At 48.8% G+C, this 17,040-nt stretch carries 22 protein-coding genes; 9 read left to right on the plus strand and 13 right to left on the minus strand.

All coding sequences use genetic code 11. The features are described from left to right. The first annotated feature begins 123 nt into the window (after positions 1–123). Positions 124–747, plus strand: a complete 624-nt coding sequence (locus F3H97_RS11380) for a glucosaminidase domain-containing protein (RefSeq protein ID WP_230872849.1) — start codon at positions 124–126, stop codon at positions 745–747. A gap of 206 nt (positions 748–953) precedes the next feature. Here the strand turns inward: F3H97_RS11380 and F3H97_RS11385 are convergent, their stop codons facing one another. From F3H97_RS11385 to F3H97_RS11395, 3 genes are read right to left on the minus strand one after another with little or no spacing between them, the layout of a single operon-like run. Next, positions 954–2,042: a HAMP domain-containing sensor histidine kinase gene (locus F3H97_RS11385; RefSeq protein WP_196431444.1), complete on the minus strand. Its 1,089-nt coding sequence runs from the start codon at positions 2,040–2,042 to the stop codon at positions 954–956. Continuing rightward, the gene (locus tag F3H97_RS11390; RefSeq protein WP_196431445.1) at positions 2,039–2,731 is read right to left on the minus strand and encodes a response regulator transcription factor; all 693 of its coding nucleotides are present in this window, start codon (positions 2,729–2,731) and stop codon (positions 2,039–2,041) included. The genes F3H97_RS11385 and F3H97_RS11390 overlap by 4 nt, the downstream gene beginning before the upstream one ends. An 11-nt stretch (positions 2,732–2,742) precedes the next feature. Next, positions 2,743–3,297, minus strand: coding sequence for a class I SAM-dependent methyltransferase (locus F3H97_RS11395; protein ID WP_196431446.1), 555 nt, complete (start codon positions 3,295–3,297; stop codon positions 2,743–2,745). A gap of 150 nt (positions 3,298–3,447) precedes the next feature. Between F3H97_RS11395 and F3H97_RS11400 the strand changes: the two genes are divergently transcribed. From F3H97_RS11400 to F3H97_RS11410, 3 genes are all read left to right on the plus strand, one after another. Then, positions 3,448–3,921 (plus strand): DedA family protein, encoded by a 474-nt coding sequence (locus F3H97_RS11400; RefSeq protein WP_196431447.1) that lies wholly within the window; start codon positions 3,448–3,450, stop codon positions 3,919–3,921. 209 nt (positions 3,922–4,130) lie between these two features. After that, positions 4,131–5,222 carry an IS200/IS605 family element RNA-guided endonuclease TnpB gene (gene tnpB, locus F3H97_RS11405; RefSeq protein ID WP_196431448.1) on the plus strand — a complete coding sequence of 364 codons (1,092 nt, stop codon included), beginning with the start codon at positions 4,131–4,133 and terminating at the stop codon, positions 5,220–5,222. Positions 5,223–5,383: 161 nt separating this feature from the next. Then, the gene (locus tag F3H97_RS11410; protein WP_074037621.1) at positions 5,384–5,584 is read left to right on the plus strand and encodes a hypothetical protein; all 201 of its coding nucleotides are present in this window, start codon (positions 5,384–5,386) and stop codon (positions 5,582–5,584) included. A 42-nt stretch (positions 5,585–5,626) separates the two neighbouring features. Here the strand turns inward: F3H97_RS11410 and F3H97_RS11415 are convergent, their stop codons facing one another. Next, a complete protein-coding gene (locus tag F3H97_RS11415) occupies positions 5,627–6,406 on the minus strand; it encodes a sulfite exporter TauE/SafE family protein (protein WP_196431449.1) in 780 nt (259 codons plus the stop codon). Positions 6,407–6,439: 33 nt separating this feature from the next. After that, positions 6,440–6,730: a rhodanese-like domain-containing protein gene (locus F3H97_RS11420; protein ID WP_196431450.1), complete on the minus strand. Its 291-nt coding sequence runs from the start codon at positions 6,728–6,730 to the stop codon at positions 6,440–6,442. Positions 6,731–6,929: 199 nt separating this feature from the next. Between F3H97_RS11420 and F3H97_RS11425 the strand changes: the two genes are divergently transcribed. From F3H97_RS11425 to F3H97_RS15170, 3 genes are all read left to right on the plus strand, one after another. After that, positions 6,930–7,226, plus strand: coding sequence for a rhodanese-like domain-containing protein (locus tag F3H97_RS11425; protein ID WP_015881009.1), 297 nt, complete (start codon positions 6,930–6,932; stop codon positions 7,224–7,226). Between the two features lie 31 nt (positions 7,227–7,257). Beyond that, positions 7,258–8,658: an MBL fold metallo-hydrolase gene (locus tag F3H97_RS11430; protein WP_196431451.1), complete on the plus strand. Its 1,401-nt coding sequence runs from the start codon at positions 7,258–7,260 to the stop codon at positions 8,656–8,658. 66 nt (positions 8,659–8,724) lie between these two features. Further along, positions 8,725–9,846 (plus strand): TlpA family protein disulfide reductase, encoded by a 1,122-nt coding sequence (locus F3H97_RS15170; protein WP_196431452.1) that lies wholly within the window; start codon positions 8,725–8,727, stop codon positions 9,844–9,846. 41 nt (positions 9,847–9,887) lie between these two features. Here F3H97_RS15170 and nfsA read toward each other — a convergent pair whose 3' ends face one another. Next, positions 9,888–10,637, minus strand: coding sequence for an oxygen-insensitive NADPH nitroreductase (gene nfsA / locus F3H97_RS11440; protein WP_196431453.1), 750 nt, complete (start codon positions 10,635–10,637; stop codon positions 9,888–9,890). A 171-nt stretch (positions 10,638–10,808) separates the two neighbouring features. On the opposite strand from nfsA, the gene F3H97_RS11445 reads away from it, so the two are divergent. After that, positions 10,809–11,702: a DNA/RNA non-specific endonuclease gene (locus F3H97_RS11445; RefSeq protein ID WP_196431454.1), complete on the plus strand. Its 894-nt coding sequence runs from the start codon at positions 10,809–10,811 to the stop codon at positions 11,700–11,702. A gap of 83 nt (positions 11,703–11,785) precedes the next feature. On the opposite strand, the gene F3H97_RS11450 is transcribed toward F3H97_RS11445, so the two are convergent. Both F3H97_RS11450 and F3H97_RS11455 read right to left on the minus strand, forming a co-directional pair. Beyond that, positions 11,786–13,255, minus strand: a complete 1,470-nt coding sequence (locus F3H97_RS11450) for a catalase (RefSeq protein ID WP_031421259.1) — start codon at positions 13,253–13,255, stop codon at positions 11,786–11,788. An 83-nt stretch (positions 13,256–13,338) separates the two neighbouring features. Further along, positions 13,339–13,935 carry a DUF2238 domain-containing protein gene (locus tag F3H97_RS11455; RefSeq protein ID WP_074037627.1) on the minus strand — a complete coding sequence of 199 codons (597 nt, stop codon included), beginning with the start codon at positions 13,933–13,935 and terminating at the stop codon, positions 13,339–13,341. A gap of 155 nt (positions 13,936–14,090) precedes the next feature. Between F3H97_RS11455 and F3H97_RS11460 the strand changes: the two genes are divergently transcribed. Beyond that, on the plus strand, positions 14,091–14,504 hold the full coding sequence (locus tag F3H97_RS11460) for a VOC family protein (protein ID WP_074037628.1): 414 nt from the start codon (positions 14,091–14,093) through the stop codon (positions 14,502–14,504). Between the two features lie 38 nt (positions 14,505–14,542). Here F3H97_RS11460 and F3H97_RS11465 read toward each other — a convergent pair whose 3' ends face one another. From F3H97_RS11465 to yhbY, 5 genes are read right to left on the minus strand one after another with little or no spacing between them, the layout of a single operon-like run. Continuing rightward, entirely contained in the window at positions 14,543–15,268 is a 726-nt protein-coding gene (locus F3H97_RS11465; RefSeq protein ID WP_196431455.1) for a class I SAM-dependent DNA methyltransferase, read from the minus strand. Next, positions 15,268–15,615, minus strand: a complete 348-nt coding sequence (gene rsfS / locus F3H97_RS11470; protein ID WP_015881000.1) for a ribosome silencing factor — start codon at positions 15,613–15,615, stop codon at positions 15,268–15,270. The genes F3H97_RS11465 and rsfS overlap by 1 nt, the downstream gene beginning before the upstream one ends. 10 nt (positions 15,616–15,625) lie before the next feature. Beyond that, on the minus strand, positions 15,626–16,183 hold the full coding sequence (gene yqeK / locus F3H97_RS11475) for a bis(5'-nucleosyl)-tetraphosphatase (symmetrical) YqeK (protein WP_159561906.1): 558 nt from the start codon (positions 16,181–16,183) through the stop codon (positions 15,626–15,628). Continuing rightward, complete coding sequence (locus F3H97_RS11480; RefSeq protein ID WP_078146460.1) at positions 16,173–16,742, minus strand: nicotinate-nucleotide adenylyltransferase; 570 nt, start codon at positions 16,740–16,742, stop codon at positions 16,173–16,175. The genes yqeK and F3H97_RS11480 overlap by 11 nt, the downstream gene beginning before the upstream one ends. Beyond that, positions 16,739–17,035, minus strand: coding sequence for a ribosome assembly RNA-binding protein YhbY (gene yhbY, locus F3H97_RS11485; RefSeq protein WP_015880997.1), 297 nt, complete (start codon positions 17,033–17,035; stop codon positions 16,739–16,741). Before yhbY ends, F3H97_RS11480 begins: the two co-directional genes overlap by 4 nt. Between the last annotated feature and the right edge of the window lie 5 nt (positions 17,036–17,040).

The raw sequence follows: 17,040 nt of genomic DNA on the forward strand, positions 1-17,040 counted from the left end.
GTTGAATTCAGAGCGGCTTTTTTTAATTTCTCATTTCCTTCATAAATAAATCTGAAATTAAAATTTAATCCTAATATGGTATTATTTCTCAATGTATAGGATTCGTTTAGGAGGGTACATATGATGAAAAAAGTGTTTAGCTTGATGATTGTGTTTCTTCTGATCACATCTTCTTTTCTCTCGACTGGATCAATCGTTGAGGCGGCCCCGAAGAAGCAGAATCGTGCTATTATGGGAGTATCGGCTTTGACTCCGCAACAAATGGCGGATTACGTAAAAAAGAAGAATCCTCGTGATGTCCGGCTAGTACAAACGTCGGTCGAAGACTTGGCGAACCTCTTCGTCATCATCGGCGCTAAGGAAGGTGTTCGTGGGGATGTCGCGTTCGCTCAAGCACTGAAAGAGACCGGTTATTTCCGTTACGGCGGCGATGTCCTGCCGAAACAGCATAACTACTCCGGAATCGGGACGACTGGGAATAGCGTAAAAGGTCACTATTTCCGTTCACCGCATCAAGGCGTGACTGCTCAAGTTCAGCATCTAAAGGCATACGCCTCACACGATGCACTGAATACGAAACAAGTCGACCCACGCTTCCATCTCGTCAAGCGAGGCTCTGCAACGACGTGGCCATCTCTTCACCAAAAGTGGGCCATGCAGCCGAAAGGAAATTACGGGACCGAGATTCTTTCGATTTATCAAGAAATGTCGAAAATACCAAAACGTGTCGCTAAAGCAAACAGATAAGAAATGTAGGGGTGAAAGAACGTGACGTGCAAACAAGTTAGACTCGCGAGCGGAATCGCATTATTCGTGACCGGCGTGATGTTGTTACTCAAACGCTAATGAGCATTTCGGACAATGATCCGAGTGCTTTTTTTTGAGGTTATTTGCTCGACACAAAAAGTCGCAGCCTTTTATGAGCTACGACTTTCAAAACGAAGGACAGCTATTTAGTCACGTTCTATATGTTGATGAGTCGGAAACGATACCCGAAAACAAATGACCTGACCCTCTAGCGGTTCCGCTGTCAACTGTCCCCCATGCAACAAAATGATTTGGCGGGCAATCGATAGACCCAATCCATCACCTGGTGTGACCCCTCTCGAGGAATCGACACGATACGTACGATCAAAGAGATGAGGGATGGCTTCAATCGTCTCAGCCGTTGTCGCATTTGAAATAGACCATTCAATCTGTTGTTCTTTCGTTTGAAGTCGAATCTCAATCGGACTCGTTCGCTCCGCATATTTCCATGCGTTCGAGAAAAGATTCTCAAAAGCACGAATAAGCTGTTCTTGATCGGCTACTATCCATCGGTCAGGTTGAATCGATAGGTGTAATCGATGGCCTCGCTCATTGAACAACGGCTCCATCTCGTGGATGAGTTGTGTCGTCAATAAGCTCAGGTTGAGTTTCTGTTTCTTAAGTTGCATGTGCGGGGCATAGAGGCGGTTCACGTCCATCAACTGGTCTAGCAGATGTTCAAGCTGATCCGTTTTTTCATTTAGAATACGAAAGTGATCTTTTTCTTCTGATGTCAGTTCACGATTCAGTTGAAGCAGTTGACTGTACCCTTTGATGCTCGTGAGCGGCGTTCGTAAATCATGAGACAGGTTGGAGAACAGTTGGTTCCGTTCTTCTTCGTGGGCCCGTTCCTTCTCAAACAATTCACGTAATTGCTTCGACATCTGATTCACACTTTCACCGAGCGAGGCGAGCTCATCCCGCCCTTCCACCTTGACTGTACGACCGAGGTCACCGTTTGCAATCTGTTCAATCTCACTCGATAAATACGTGATTTTTCGAAGTGTCTTCCGCATCATGATTGAAAATCCAATGATGAATACGAGAATCGCAAGAAAGGTTACGCTTAAAAAAATCAGATTGGACGTTTGAGGATCTAATCGTGTTTCATTGCGCATATAATATAACCCGATTGGATAAGCAATCATTAGAAATACAATGGTCGCAATCAGCGCATTAATTAAAATAATACCGATTAACTTGACAAGCAATCGATCCCATTGCCTCTGTTTCATAATCGATACCCCACGCCCCACACCGTCTTGATGATTGTTGGTTTTCGTGGTGTGTCTTCCAATTTTTCACGAATTTTCGTGATATGGACCATCACTGTGTTGTCGACCTCAAATGCTGCCTCGCCCCACACCGCCTCGTAAATCTGTTCGACGGTGAGGACTTGATTTGGATGCCTCATAAAATAAGCGAGAATATCAAATTCTTTCGGTGTAAGCCGAATTAAAACTTCGCCCTTTCGACACTGTCGCGTCTGGAGGTCGAGTGTGACTTCCTCATGGGTAAGCATGGTCTGTGTTTCGGTCCGATCTGCCCCATAGTCACGATACCTTCTGAGTAACGATTTGACTCGAAGCGTCACTTCCAGTGGGTTGAACGGTTTTTTGATGTAGTCGTCCGCTCCAACGGAAATGCCTTGCATCAAATCCAAGTCGCTCGTTTTGGCTGTCAGCATCAAAATTGGCATAAACTGCGTCTTTCGAATTTCGATACAGGCCTCAATCCCGCCCATAATCGGCATCATCAAATCTAGAATGAGCAAATCAATCGTTTCGGTCGAGGCGAGGTCAAGTACTTCTTGTCCATTTTTCGCAAACCGAAGTGCATATCCTTCATTTTTTAAATAGATGGCAAGCAATTCTCGTATCGCTTCGTCATCGTCCGCGATACAGATAACAGGTTGTGAACGCATGTCTTTCCTCCTCACATAGCACAATGAAATAAGTATGCCGATGGTACATTACGAAATTCTCGTTCCACCTTCACACGACTAAACACTCGTTGAAAATGCTCGTATCGACCTTTTGTATATTGAAACGTGACAAACCAGCCTGTTTTGGAGAGAACCGCCTTTGCTTCTCGTAAAATAGTTTCTGTTTGCTGAGCATCGAATCTTGAAAACGGCAGTCCAGAAAAGATGATATCCACTTCCTCGATGTTCAATGCTCGTAATATGTTCTTCAAGTCGACAGCATCCGCTTCGACAATGATGATTCGATGATCGCTTCCATATCGCGTCTTTAAATAGTGAACCAGATCGATGTCAGATTCAATCAATATGAGCGTAGCATCTTTTCGCATTTTTCGAAGGATTTCTTCGGTACAACCGATTATCCCAGGTCTGATTTCAACAATTACATGCGCTTCGCTCAATACTGTTTTCCGTGTCATTCGCTCTGCCACATAGGTTGATTCTGGAGAAATCATCTTCATTTCTTCAAGGTAGTTCTTATATTTGTTGAGCCATGATTGTATCATCTCGATTCCACTTCTTTCTTTGGTGATAGCTTGAGTGTATCGAGTGAATCGCAACACATTCTGACGAACTTCTTAAGATTTCTTAAGAGAATACTAAAAACTCCTTACGCTTGCGAGTGAATACTAGACAAGGTAAGGAGTGAATTTATTATGGAAATGATCATACATTATGCGATGCTCGCCATCGGCATCATGTTTACCCCATTATCTGACGACGTCTTAATGATCACCCATCTGACGGTCGCGGATGATTTTGTCCCAAGTTGGCTTTTATTTGTCTCCACCTGGATTCTCTTCACGCTCACGTTCGGCTGGTTCTATTTAATCGGGAAAGGGCTTCATCGTATCCTACCCGTGCGACAACGCGAATCTCGTTATCTTAAGAGAGCTGAGGCGTTCTATCAAAAGTATGGAGCACGCACCATTATGATTTCTTATTTTATCCCTGGCCTTCGGCACCCGCTTCATTACATCGCCGGGTTCACATCGCTCAAACTTCGCACGTATGCGTTCTATACGACTATCTCTGCATTTTTCTATACGGGTGCTTGGTTTCTCGTCATCGGACTGGCCAATCAAATCCCAGTCTTTCAACAGTTTCAAGACTGGGTGTTGTCCTTTTAACAAAAGTAGGCGAGAATTCTCCCTCCTCTCAGCGTCTCGGGGCGAAGCCCGGCGTAGGTGGGTGATGAATCGCCCGATCCAAAACTCTTCTCTCCCTGTGACAGATATGACGAACGAAAGTTCGTGATTCCGTCAGATTCTCACTCCCCCTCCGCGGGTATCGGACGAGGAGGACACATCACGATCTTCGGAAGGGAGGAGGGACGGACATGCTGAAAGGCTATACATACCGGCTCCACCCGACGCCGGCACAGGCCGAGTTCCTCATCAAGACGATCGGCTGCGCACGGTTCATCTACAACAAGCTGCTCGAGGACCGCATCGCCATCCGCGAGGAGGCGAAAGCGGGGGACGGGACGAGACGGAAACCGGCGACACCCGCCTCTTACAAGCGCCTGTTCCCGTTCCTCGCCGAGGCGGACAGCCTCGCGCTCGCGAACGCGAAGCTGAACCTCGACACCGCGTTCGCGAAGTTCTTCGCCGGGACGGGCGGCTTCCCGGTGTTCAAATCGAGACGGCGGTCGCGCGCCTCCTACACGACGAACAACCAGCACGGCACGATCCGCATCGAGAACGGCAAGGTGAGACTGCCTAAAATCGGCTTCGTGAAGTTCGAACAACATCGTCCGTTCGAGGGAATCATTAAGTCGGCGACGGTCTCGATGACGAGGACGGGCAAGTTCTTCATCTCCATCCTCGTCAATCAAGATGAGGAAAAGTGGATCCCAGCCGAGAACAAGGTCGGAATCGATTTCGGCCTTAAACACTTCGCCGTCATGACGAACGACGCGATGGTCTCGGAGAAGATTGACAACCCCCGACTCATCCGGAAGTCCGAAGCGAAGGTCAAGAAGGCGCAGCGCGCTTTGTCACGCAAGAAGATCGGGAGCAAGAATCGTGAAAAAGCCAAGTTACTTCTGGCCAAGAAACACGAAAAGATCGCCAACCAACGCAAGGACTTCCTTCACAAACTGTCGAGACGGATCGTTGACGAGAACCAAGTCATCGTCGTGGAGACATTGAAGTCGAAGGACATGATGAAGAATCACAAGGTAGCGAAGTCCATCGGGGATGTCAGTTGGTACGAGTTCGTCCGACAGTTGGAATACAAATGCAAGTTCTACGGACGGACGCTCATCAAGGCAGACCCCTGGTTCGCATCGACGCAGATCTGTTCTTCTTGTGGCGTCAAAGGCGAGAAGAAGACGATGGATGTTCGTGAATGGACGTGTACTCATTGCGGTGTTCATCATGATCGAGACATCAACGCGAGCATCAATCTGTTGATGTTGGCAAACTAAAACGAATTCCTTCAGGGTGGGAACCCCCCGACGAGCTTGGTAAATAATCGTGGCTAATAAAAGTACGATCTTCCCAAGAAGCTCCCCCTTCAATTTGCGAAGCAAATAAGTGGCGAGTAGTTCACGCTATTCTTAAGTTATAACGGTCAGTAAAGGGTGTGATGTTTTTGTACCTAACAATCGGATTAGCCTTGCTCGTCTGTTTAATTGCAATGATTTTCACTATTATGGTCGGGCTCGGGAAAGACCGCTCCACGTACAGCCAAAAGAAGAGCTGGTCGATGGTATCTTGGCTCTACATCATCTTGCTCCCTGTCTCGTTCATCGGACTTGGTCTTCTCTATTATTTCATTACGAAGTAACGTAAAAAATCACGACGCCAGAAAATAGGCGTCGTGATTTTTTCATGCGATTAAGTCGCTCCAAATTTTGATGGTACTCGCTAAGATGAGTAGCGCTAAAATCCATTGGAGTGCTTTCGTATTCATATTCTTCCCGACATTCGCCCCGATTGGAGCGGCAATCAGGCTCGCGATAATCATAATGATGGCCGGACCCCAGACAATTTGATCGGTGATGATTTTACCGAACGTCGAGCCAATCGACGAGATGAAGGTGATGGCGAGGGAACTCGCAATCGCCATCTTCGTCGGGATGCGTAAGACGACAAGCATGATCGGCATGAGAATGAAGGCTCCCGCTGCCCCGACGATTCCTGCCGCAATTCCCACGACGAATGCTGAACTTGCCGCAATCACTTTGTTGAACTGTACTTGATCAAGCGGCATGTCGTCCACTTTCGGCTTCGACAAGAACATCATGATGGTGGCAATCGTTGCGAGTACGGCATAGACGACATTGATCATCACTTCCGAAAGAATCGTCGATCCGTATCCACCGATGAAGCTACCAATTAATACCGACACCCCCATGTAAAGAATCAACTGCTTGTTTAAGTATCCACCTTTACGATAGGCATAAATCCCACCGATTGTCGCAAAGAAGACTTGAATGGCACTAATCCCTGAAACTTCGTGCGCGCTAAAAGCGGCAAATCCTAGAATCGGTGGAATGTATAACAACATCGGATACTTGATGATTGATCCACCAATCCCGACCATCCCTGAAATAAACGACCCGATAAATCCAATTAGAAAGATTGTAATGATAAACCCGAACTCCATATAAACTCCTCCATTTACTCTCGTATTCTCTACTTATTCAATCGATTCCCAGGCCATCATTCCGCCTGATACGTCATAGATTTCCGTATAGCCGGCATCCTGTAATTGACTAGCAGCCTGGGCACTTCGGTTACCGCTTCGACAAATGACATAGATTGGTTCGTCTTTCGGATACGACAGTTGGTTTGCATCTAATGAAGAAAGTGGTGCGTTCACCGCCCCTTCGATATGCCCCCCCTCGTATTCCGATACTTCGCGTACATCAAGAAGTGTTATTTCCTCGTTTTCCAATTTGTTTTGTAGAGTTTTAACGTCAATTTTCATGATTCCATCCTTTTCTGATGTGATTACAAAGATAAAAATCGCCATTAAAACCAAAATCCCAACAAATAAGGAAATCCTCTTCATATTTTCCCCTCCAATTCTTTTCACTTGCGCTCATTATACCTTAGGGGGTATATTAAAGCCAACGAAACATTCTCGTTGCCAAAAACCTTAACCATGAAAAGGAGATCAAAGACTCATGAAGACGATTACGACTACTGAATTAGAAGCGCTACTTCAAGCTGACGACTCACTCAACCTCATCGATGTACGAGAGGTGGATGAATATGCTGGAGGTCACATCAAACAAGCGAAAAACGTACCACTTTCTGAATTCGGGGCAAAAGTCGATGAGCTCGATCGCTCTAAACCGATTCACGTCATTTGCGCAGCCGGTGGACGCAGCATGAACGCATCTGCTTATCTTGACTCACTCGGATTCGACGTCACGAACGTCGACGGTGGGATGATGAGCTGGCAAGGCGAAGTCGAATAAACGATTACTTTACTCATAGGGGGAAATTTATATGCTATTACGTTATTTTTATGATGAGAAACTAGCACAAGCTTCATATATGGTCGGTTGCCAAATGACGGGAGAAGCGATCGTCATCGATCCGGCCCGTAACATCGAGCCTTATCTTCAAGAAGCGAAAAAAGAAGGCATGAACATCGTCGCAACGGCAGAGACGCATATCCATGCGGACTTTGTGTCCGGTTCACTCGAACTCGCGAAGCGCACAGGTTCGAAAGCCTATCTATCAGACGAAGGTGATGCTTCTTGGAAGTATGCATTCGCGAAAGAAATCGACGCACAACTTGTCAAAGAAGGCGACACGTTCAAGATTGGAAACGTGACACTCGAAGTCATGCATACACCGGGTCACACACCGGAACATATTTCGTTCCTTCTTTATGACCGCAACCAGACACAACCGATGGGGATCTTCACAGGAGACTTCGTCTTCGTCGGAGATATCGGTCGACCTGACCTTCTCGAAGAAGCAGCCGGTGTGAAAGGAACGACGGCAATCGGTGCGGAACAAATGTTTGATTCACTCAAAAAATTCATGGCACTTCCTGACTTCGTTCAAGTCTGGCCAGGACACGGCGCAGGTAGTGCTTGCGGGAAAGCACTCGGTGCGATCCCGACATCGACGGTCGGTTACGAGAAAGCGACGAACTGGGCGCTTCAAATGACGGACAAAGATGCCTTCATCAAAGAATTGACGACGGATCAACCAGAACCGCCGAACTACTTCGCCATGATGAAGAAAGTAAACAAAGAAGGCATTCAAGAGACGACGGACATCGCTCGTCCTGAAGTCGTCGGGTCGGACCGGCTCGATACACTCGTCGAAGAGACACAGGTCGTCGATACACGTAAAGGTGAAGATTTCGCAAATGGTCACGTACCAGGGACAATCAACATCCCTTACAACAACAAGTTCGTCTCTTGGGCAGGCTGGCTCGTCAACTTCGACAAAGACATCACGGTTATCGCAAGTGCAGAAAACGTCGATCAAGTACAAACAGACCTCCAATCAATCGGTCTCGACCGTCTTCGCTTCATCGTCCCAGTCGAAGAACTCGATGCATCACTTTTGACGGAAACGTATACGGACGTGACGGCAGAAGAAGCGATTGAAGCTGCTGAAAAAGGTGATGTGTTCGTCCTCGACGTTCGAAACGCGACAGAATGGAACGCGAGCCATTACGAAAAGGCAGAACGTATCTTGCTCGGTAAGCTCGCACGTGACCACGAAGGTCTTCCGACAGACCAAACGATTGCAGTGCATTGTGCGTCAGGCGTCCGCTCACGCATGGCGGCAAGTGTCCTTCAATCGCTCGGCTACAAAGATATCCACAATATCCTCGGTGGCTACGGCGCGATGAAGACTGTCTTGAACGCTCAACAAATCAAGTAATGCTATACTGACTATGAATATGGCGCCCGCTTCGAGAGGGGCGCCTTTTGTTTAGGAGGGAAAGACGTGGTCGCCATCGGTCCACTCAACATTCGTTTCGATTTACTCATCTTTTTACTAAGCCTTGCCGTCCTTTACGGCATCTTCCGCTTTCTCGGATTGTCGAGTAAACAGCGTGAAGCGGTCATCGGGACATGGTTCTATGGTTTTCTTGCCTGGAAAGGAAGCGCCATCGTCATCGGTCTGTTGACGACACGTGACTTATCGCTCGCTCTTTACGCCACAGGAGGCGTATGGTCTCAATGGATTGCGGCTGCTGTCGTCCTTTGGTTCGTCTATCGACTCGACCGGAACCTTTTAGGGTATTGGGTGCTGAGCGGACTCCTCATTTGGTTCGGGATGACACTCGCGGTTCCAGTATACGGGACGATTTTGAACCTTTCCGACCAGCCGATTCATCTATGGAGCGCCATGCTCATTCTTCTGCTACTCGGAACGACGTGGCGCTGGATGCATGAACCGACTCATGGAAACATTCTTTGGACAGTATGCGGTGCATCCGGCATCTGGCTATTTGAGTCATATGCGGTCGGACAGATTCAATGGTGGATGATTGTCATCGCCCTCGTCCTCTTCGGATTGACGGTCTATCTCGCCCGCCCTTCAAAGAAAGCGATTCAAATTAGTGTCGGAGTCCTGGTCGTTCTCGCGGTCGTGAATGCTGTCCTGCCAGAGAAAGCGACGCAATCTGTCACGACAGAGACGGCGTCGACCGGTTTGAACATCGGGCAAATCCCCCCTTCGTTCGAATTACAGCGAACCGACGGGAGTACATTCGACTTAACTTCACTACGTGGCCAGCGCGTCGTCGTCAACTTTTGGGCGTCCTGGTGCCCGCCTTGTCGGGCGGAGATGCCGGATATGGCGGCGTTCGCGAAAGAGCGAGATGACGTGACCATCGTCGCCGTCAACACGACGACGAGTGAACGCGACCCCGACAATGCCGTCACGTTCGTCGAACCGTATGAAGATGCGTTTACCGTCGTCTATGACCGTGACGGCCAAGTCGGAGATGCGTATCGGATTCAAGCGATGCCGACGACATATGTGCTCGATGAGTCGGGTGTGATCATCGCGAAGCAATTTGGTGCCATCGACAAGAATTGGCTCGACGCCCAATTGCATTGAACATGACAAAACCGCCGACAAAGAGTTGTCGGCGGTTTATCTTATTGCTTCAAATAGCCTTGTGCTTTCAAAAAGTCTTTGACGTCAAGACGTGTCGATTTCGACAACATGCGTCCCATTTGGCCAGTCCACGTGTCTTTACGCGGATTCGATCCCCGGACCATGTAGTAATCATGGATCAACGCGTCGTAATCCGAAAGTGACTGTTTGATCCGTTCTGGATTCGCCTCGTATGCGTTCTCATGGTAGATATGATGGAACGGTAGACGGGGCTTTTGATCTTCGACTGAAGCCGGTACACCGACGGCCATGCCAAAGAGCGGAATGACCCGTTCCGGCAATGCGAGCACTTCTTTCACCGCAAAGAGGTCGTTCCGAATGCCACCGATATAGCAGACTCCGAGCCCCATCGACTCTGCCGCCACTGCCGCATTTTGTGAGGCAAGTGCAGCGTCGATCACAGCGACAAGCAGTTTCTCATCGGTCTCAAGTGTTGCGGACACTTCTGTTTCTTGCAGTTCACCAATCACCTCATGGCGATGCAAATCCGCACAAAAGACGAAGAAGTGACCGTTCTCGACCACGTAATTCTGGTTGCCCGCAATCTCAGCGAGTCGTTTCTTTTTCGCTTCATCGGTCACCCCGATGATGGAGTAGGCCTGGATAAAGCTAGACGTCGATGCCCGTTGTGCGCTCTCGACGATGGTCTGGATTTGTTTGTCTGTCAATTTCTCGTCCGTAAAATCGCGGATGGAACGGTGGTTCAATAAGGTCTCAATCACTTCGTTCATACGTTCTTCCCCCTTTTTTTCAATCTTGGCATAAGCCATCTGAATCCACAAATGAGAGGAATCCATCGGGCACATTTTGAAGGGAGGACGCTCACATCTCGTTTTCTTATGCTATCATTATAAGCTACATAGTAAATACGATAGCGTAACTTCGAATAAGGAGCGATATAGATGAAAAGAATACCATTTTACATCCCATTCCTACTTGGGGTGCTATTCCTCTCAGGATGCACGGATGCCGACGTGAGTGTCTCGACGTCGACGTCAACCGAAGAAACAGTTGAAAAGGAACCTGTACAAGAGGAACAAACCACCGAGACCCCTGAATCTGAGGGCGATGTATTTGAAGACTATACGAAGATCGAGGTCGATGGCGGAGATCAGTCCGGCACACGTGAGGCGAATGTCGTCGTTGATATCGGTTTTGGCGACCGAGAGTACTGGGCGTTCACGAACGAACATGGTCAATTAGTTCGCGTGATTGCTGATGAGATCATTCTTCAAAACGACGAGACCGAAGACGTCAATTCTTCAGGACGCTATTATGCAGACGAGGCAAAAGTTCCGGGTGTCGAAGACCCGAACCTCGACGAAGGCCATATCATCGCCGATTCACTTGGCGGTGTCTCGAACGCCTATAACATCACGCCACAAAACAGCGCACTCAACCGTTACGGCGACCAGGCATTCATGGAAGATGTCATCCGGAAGGCTGGCGGGGCGAAAGACTTCGAAGCCATCATCACCTATCCGAACACGACGACTCAGATTCCTTCCCGCTACCAATACACGTATACCGTACGGGGCAATACGGTCACCGATACGTATGATAACGTAGATCCGGAGGAAGTCAACGAATCGCTCGGATTGACGGATGATTCCCCTCCTGCAGTGACGACGGAACCAGTCGAGGAACGGGAATTATCCGATATCGACCTTGACGGAAACGGACAAGTGACAATCAAAGAAGCAAAGAACGCCGGATTCGAGATGCCGATCACGCGTGACCATTGGCTGTATCAATACATGGACGACCGAGACGGTGACGGGATGGTCGGGGAATAACTATGACGAACGAGACGTTTCTCCACGAGAGAGGCGTCTTTTCACATAGAAAAAAACCGCGGTGTAAGACCGCGGTTACGTGTTTAGTTCGACATTTGATTCAAGAATGGTGCGAGATCGACGTTCAACTCTTTCGAGAGACGCTCTCCGAGTTCACGGTCCGCACGATAGAAGTTGCAGATCAAGAGGAGAACGGTCTTCTCGTGACGAACTTCTTTGATATGCGCCACGAGGTTACGAACGAGTGCATCCTTCTCTTCCTGAGAATAGCGACGATATACCTCTCCGGCTTGTCCGAAGTCGTTCGTCTTCTCAATCTTCTGACGACCCGTCACGCCTGTGATCGGTTGCGGCGTCTCAATATAGTCCGCATTCGGCTTCGGTGCGTCTTCGTAACGGTTCGGCTCGTAGTTGACCGGGCTCGTCTGTTGCTTGAACGGCATCGCCCCGTCACGCTGGTTGTTCGCGACTTGAGCGAACGGGCAGTTGATCGGAAGTTGGAGATAGTTCGGTCCGATGCGGTAACGTTGCGTATCCGAATACGAGAAGAGTCGTCCTTGGAGCATCTTGTCTTCTGACGGCTGGATCCCTGGTACGAGGACGCCTGGGTTGAAACCGACAGACTCAGTCTCGGCGAAGAAGTTATCGACATTTTTGTTGAGGGTCATCGTTCCAACCAATTGATACGGGATGACATCTTCGAACCAATCTTTCGTCGCATCAAGCGGGTCGAAGTCAAAGTTGTCCATGTCCGCTGGGTCGAGAATCTGTACATATAGATCCCATTCCGGATAGTCTCCATTTTCAATGGCGTTGAACAGATCACGTGTCGCATGGTTGAAGTCTTCTGCTTGGATTTTCGCCGCTTCTTCCATCGACAAGTTTTGAATCCCTTGCTTCGGTACCCAGCGCATCTTTATGTACACCGTGTTGCCGAATTCATTCACCCACTTGAAGGAATGGACGGATGACCCTCGCATGTGGCGATACGATGCTGGGATTCCCTCGTCACTGAAGAGATGCACGAGCATGTTCGTTGATTCCGGTGTGAGCGACATGAAGTCGAAGAAGCGGTCCGGGTCTTGAAGGTTCGTTTGTGGGTCCGGCTTGAGCGAGTGAATCACGTCCGGGAATTTAATCGCGTCACGGATGAAGAAGACCGGTAAGTTGTTTCCGACGAAATCATAGTTCCCTTCTTCCGTGTAAAACTTGACGGCGAAACCGCGTGGGTCACGAAGCGTCTCCGGTGAACCTAATCCGTGGATGACGGTCGAGAAGCGCGCAAACACAGGCGTCTCTTGCCCTTCTTCTTGCAAGAATGCGGCTTTCGTATAGCGTTTCATACTATTTTTTACAGTGAAGACACCATGCGCCCCTGCGCCTCTCGCATGAACGACACGTTCTGGTACTCGTTCACGATCGAAATGCGCTAATTTCTCAATTAGTTGGTAGTCTTCGAGAAGCGTCGGGCCCCGACGACCCGCAGTGATGGAGTTGGCGTTATCCCCGATTGGTACGCCTTGGTTAGTAGTTAGTTGACGGTGTTGATCCATATGATTGCCTCCCATTATTTATAATCATTACAATCTTGATATTAATCAAATATTAGAATGATTACAAATAAAAAGCTCGTGAATCACGAACTTTTTTTCATATGTCTCTTTTGTTTGGATTTTTCACGTTGATGGAGCGTCACGACGAAAAATGCTGCCAAGATACCGCCTAGGGACCCCGCTATGATGTCGACCATCGTATCGTCATTCCCGTTCCCTTGCATCGTTGTATTCAGGACGACGTCAGATGTGAATTCATACATCTCCCAAAGCGCCGCCCCAGCCATGGAAAAGACGACAATGTATACGAACAAAAATCGTTTCGGGATCTCGGTCCGAATGTCATCATCGAGCCTACTGAAGAAGTCGAATCCAAGGAATGCGAGAAAAATTCCGCTTAAGAGATGAAGGAACGTGTCCCACCAACCATTCCCGTATAGTCCGACAATCGATCCTAAATACTGGGAGGCAAACAAGAACAGGATATACGCCACCTTCATCTTGCCATCGAGTTCTGTTTTAAACGTCTTTTCAATGAAGAACGGGATGAGCCCAGAAATGATTCCGGCCCCCGCTACACTCGCATCGAACCATGATTCTTCAATGATTGATGTGATAAGTATGATCGCCATGAACAAGACGAATCCAAATTCGAGGATACGTCCTTTCGTGAGCTTCATGATGCTTCGCCTTCTTTCGTCTAGTTTGTTCTCTATATGCTCTATTCCCAACTCTCAATCGTGTTCAACCACACAATTGAATTTAGTTGGACTCTCTTGCTATTTACGAACATACGTTCTATAATTAATATTATGAATTCGAGGAGGAACTTGCTATGCCGATCAATCCGTATCTCAACTTTAATGGGAATTGTCGAGACGCCGTAACCTTTTATGCTGATGTGTTCAACCACGCCGCTCCAGACATCATGACGTTCGGTGATCAACCTGGTCCAGACGGTCAACCGGTGCCGAGTGAAATGGCCAATCTTGTGCTGCATACCCGACTCTCGGTTCACGGCTCATCGCTCATGTTTTCTGATGCGATGCCTGACGGACCGGTCACATTCGGTGACAATGTCACGCTCGCTGTCGTCACAGACGACCTCGAGGCCATCCATCGTGAGTTCGAGGCGCTCTCTGTGAACGGACGTGTCTTGATGCCGCTTCAAGAGACGTTTTGGAGCAAGGCGTACGGCATGCTCGAAGACCAGTTCGGCGTCCAGTGGCAGTTCAGCCACGAAGCATAACGACAAAAATCCCCGATTCGTCAGAATCGGGGATTTGCTTATTTTTGGGCAACGAAGAAGATGCGCTCGGCATCCGCTCCTGGTGCATGTTCGGTGAAATCAGAGGTGACTGATTTGACATGGAACCCGGCACCAATCAACCATTGCATGTACTGCCCTGGTTCATACGTCCGTTGTTCATGTGTCTCCTCAATTCGTTCATACGTCCCATCTTCAAGCGCGACGAAGAACGTTAAGTCATGAACGACCGACAGCGGGGCTTCTCCCGGGTCGGCAAACCAAATATATGAGCAATCTTCTTCGTTTGACGCATACGTCTTTTGGTTGAAGAGCGTCTGCATCTTGTTCGGAGCATGGACATCAAAGATGAACAAGCCGCCTGGTTTGAGTTGATTGTAGACAGATTCAAACGTATCAATCACGTCCGCCTCGTCTCGCAAATAGCAAAGGGAGTCGCAGAGAATCGTCACCGCATCGACCGGTTCCGGTAACTCCAACTCACGCATATCCTGTTCCCAAAGCGGCAACTCGATTTCGACCTCGAGCGCCTTTTCTTGTGCGACTTCGAGCATCGACTCGGATAAGTCGATCCCCATGACATCGTAATGTTCAGCGAGGCGAATCGTCGCCGATCCGGTCCCGCACCCGACATCCGCGAGTGTCGCGCCATCTTGGACGTGACGACGCACGAAAGCGACCCACTCATCATACGGCGCGTCTTTCATCAACTCGTCGTATACATAGGCGAATCCTTCGTAAGCCATTAGCCGACTTCCACTTCGACGTGTGGCGCGTCAGCCCACAATTTCTCTAGGTTGTAGTAATCACGGTCATCACGATGGAAGATGTGGACGACGACGTTCTCGAGGTCAGCGAGGACCCAACGTGCCGTGTCCATTCCTTCGAACTTGTGGAGTGGTAAGCCGTTTTCGCCAGCAACGTCTTTGATTTCACGTGCGATCGCTTCGACTTGTTTCTCCGAGTTCCCGTGACAGATAACGAAGTAATCCGCGATTGGCGAAATCCCTTCCATGTCGAGTACGACGATTTCCTCGGCACGTTTATCGTCAGCCGCTTTTACAATCAATTCTAATTCTTCTCTTGCAGTCATATTGACCCTCCTAAGGTATATTCACAAAATCGTTATACGTTTCAATCGTCAGTGGAAAAATACGCACCGACTTCTTCAATAAAAATTCAATCGTTTGTTTCAGTGTCGCGACAACCGCCGCTTCGAGCGAGCGCTCCACTTCTGCCCGCAACCGGTCGACGCCGGGATAATCCCGATTCGGTTCGATGGCATCAGCCACGAACAGAATTTGGTCAAGCCGAGACATCCCGGGCTCTCCCGTCGTATGATTCCGAATCGCCGAGAGCACCGCGTCATCCAGGTCGTATTGACGGGAAAGTAAAATCGCACCGACCGGCGCATGAAGTAGCTCGTCCCCGTACTCAAGTAGATTTGGGTCTAACCCTTCTTCCACGACGACTCGACGCATCTCTTCGACGTCAAAGTACTTCGCATAATCATGAAGCATGGCAGCAAGACGAGCCTGTTCGACCTCTTCACCGAATTGAACCGCCATGCGTTCCGCCGTCTCGACGACACCGAGCGTATGGATATAGCGTTTTTCTGGCAGCGTCTGTTTAATCAACTCGTGCGCTTCTTCAAACGTCATACAACTTATGCTCCTTCACATACTCCTCGACTGGCGTCGGGACAAGATATTTGATGGATTTGCCTCGTTTCGCCCGTTCCCGGATGTCCGTCGATGAAATCTCGAGTTGCGGCATGTCAATCGCGCGGACGTCTGCCTTCTCCGGAATCAAATAACGTGTCCCCGGCCGTGCGACCGCACCGAACGTGACAAGACGGATGAGCGTCTCATAATCATACCAGGATTCGAGCGAAACGAGTGAATCGGCACCAATCAAAAAGTAGAATTCATCATTCGGATACTGTTCGATCAGCCTTTTCATCGTCTCGACCGTATAAGACGGCTCACTCCGTTCAAACTCAATCAAGTTCAACTTGAAGTCGGACTGATTTTGTATGGCGCGTCGCGTCATCTCGATTCGGTGGTCTGCCGAGCTGAATCCGACCTTATGTGGTGGAATCGCAGCCGGCAGGAACCACACCTCATCAAGTTCAAGCTGTTCACGCGCTTGTTCCGCGATTAACAGATGTCCGAGATGCGGCGGGTCGAACGTTCCGCCCATCAAGCCGATCCGGCTCATGGGAGTTTGATTTGGCGATTTTCTTTCTCGGTCGCCTCTTTGTACAAGACGATGACTTTTCCAATCACTTGAACGACTTCAGCCTGTGTGCCTTCAGCTAACTCACCAGCGACATCTTTAGGCGTGTCCATGCAGTTTTGAAGTACTTGAACTTTAATCAATTCACGTTTCTCGAGTGCGTCGGCGATATCTTTACACATCGCTTCGCTGACTCCATTTTTCCCAACTTGATAGATTGGTGAAAGATGGTGCGCTTCTGCGCGTAAAAAGCGTTTTTGTTTACCTGATAACATAGTAT

The sequence above is a fragment of the Exiguobacterium sp. SRB7LM genome (assembly GCF_015712685.1).
GTDB classification, from domain to species: Bacteria; Bacillota; Bacilli; order Exiguobacteriales; family Exiguobacteriaceae; genus Exiguobacterium; species Exiguobacterium profundum.

Bases quoted from the DNA above. Each gene is read 5' to 3' on its own strand.
- F3H97_RS11395 (WP_196431446.1), bottom strand. From the start codon at position 3,297: ATGATACAATCATGGCTCAACAAATATAAGAACTACCTTGAAGAAATG.
- yhbY (WP_015880997.1), bottom strand. From the start codon at position 17,035: ATGTTATCAGGTAAACAAAAACGCTTTTTACGCGCAGAAGCGCACCAT.
- F3H97_RS11445 (WP_196431454.1), top strand. From the start codon at position 10,809: ATGAAAAGAATACCATTTTACATCCCATTCCTACTTGGGGTGCTATTC.
- F3H97_RS11460 (WP_074037628.1), top strand. From the start codon at position 14,091: ATGCCGATCAATCCGTATCTCAACTTTAATGGGAATTGTCGAGACGCC.
- F3H97_RS11465 (WP_196431455.1), bottom strand. From the start codon at position 15,268: ATGGCTTACGAAGGATTCGCCTATGTATACGACGAGTTGATGAAAGAC.
- F3H97_RS11400 (WP_196431447.1), top strand. From the start codon at position 3,448: ATGGAAATGATCATACATTATGCGATGCTCGCCATCGGCATCATGTTT.
- F3H97_RS11480 (WP_078146460.1), bottom strand. From the start codon at position 16,742: ATGAGCCGGATCGGCTTGATGGGCGGAACGTTCGACCCGCCGCATCTC.
- F3H97_RS11430 (WP_196431451.1), top strand. From the start codon at position 7,258: ATGCTATTACGTTATTTTTATGATGAGAAACTAGCACAAGCTTCATAT.
- F3H97_RS11425 (WP_015881009.1), top strand. From the start codon at position 6,930: ATGAAGACGATTACGACTACTGAATTAGAAGCGCTACTTCAAGCTGAC.
- F3H97_RS11380 (WP_230872849.1), top strand. From the start codon at position 124: ATGAAAAAAGTGTTTAGCTTGATGATTGTGTTTCTTCTGATCACATCT.
- nfsA (WP_196431453.1), bottom strand. From the start codon at position 10,637: ATGAACGAAGTGATTGAGACCTTATTGAACCACCGTTCCATCCGCGAT.
- F3H97_RS11385 (WP_196431444.1), bottom strand. From the start codon at position 2,042: ATGAAACAGAGGCAATGGGATCGATTGCTTGTCAAGTTAATCGGTATT.
- tnpB (WP_196431448.1), top strand. From the start codon at position 4,131: ATGCTGAAAGGCTATACATACCGGCTCCACCCGACGCCGGCACAGGCC.
- yqeK (WP_159561906.1), bottom strand. From the start codon at position 16,183: ATGACGTTTGAAGAAGCGCACGAGTTGATTAAACAGACGCTGCCAGAA.
- F3H97_RS11450 (WP_031421259.1), bottom strand. From the start codon at position 13,255: ATGGATCAACACCGTCAACTAACTACTAACCAAGGCGTACCAATCGGG.
- F3H97_RS11410 (WP_074037621.1), top strand. From the start codon at position 5,384: ATGTTTTTGTACCTAACAATCGGATTAGCCTTGCTCGTCTGTTTAATT.
- rsfS (WP_015881000.1), bottom strand. From the start codon at position 15,615: ATGACTGCAAGAGAAGAATTAGAATTGATTGTAAAAGCGGCTGACGAT.
- F3H97_RS11455 (WP_074037627.1), bottom strand. From the start codon at position 13,935: ATGAAGCTCACGAAAGGACGTATCCTCGAATTTGGATTCGTCTTGTTC.
- F3H97_RS11415 (WP_196431449.1), bottom strand. From the start codon at position 6,406: ATGGAGTTCGGGTTTATCATTACAATCTTTCTAATTGGATTTATCGGG.
- F3H97_RS11390 (WP_196431445.1), bottom strand. From the start codon at position 2,731: ATGCGTTCACAACCTGTTATCTGTATCGCGGACGATGACGAAGCGATA.
- F3H97_RS11420 (WP_196431450.1), bottom strand. From the start codon at position 6,730: ATGAAAATTGACGTTAAAACTCTACAAAACAAATTGGAAAACGAGGAA.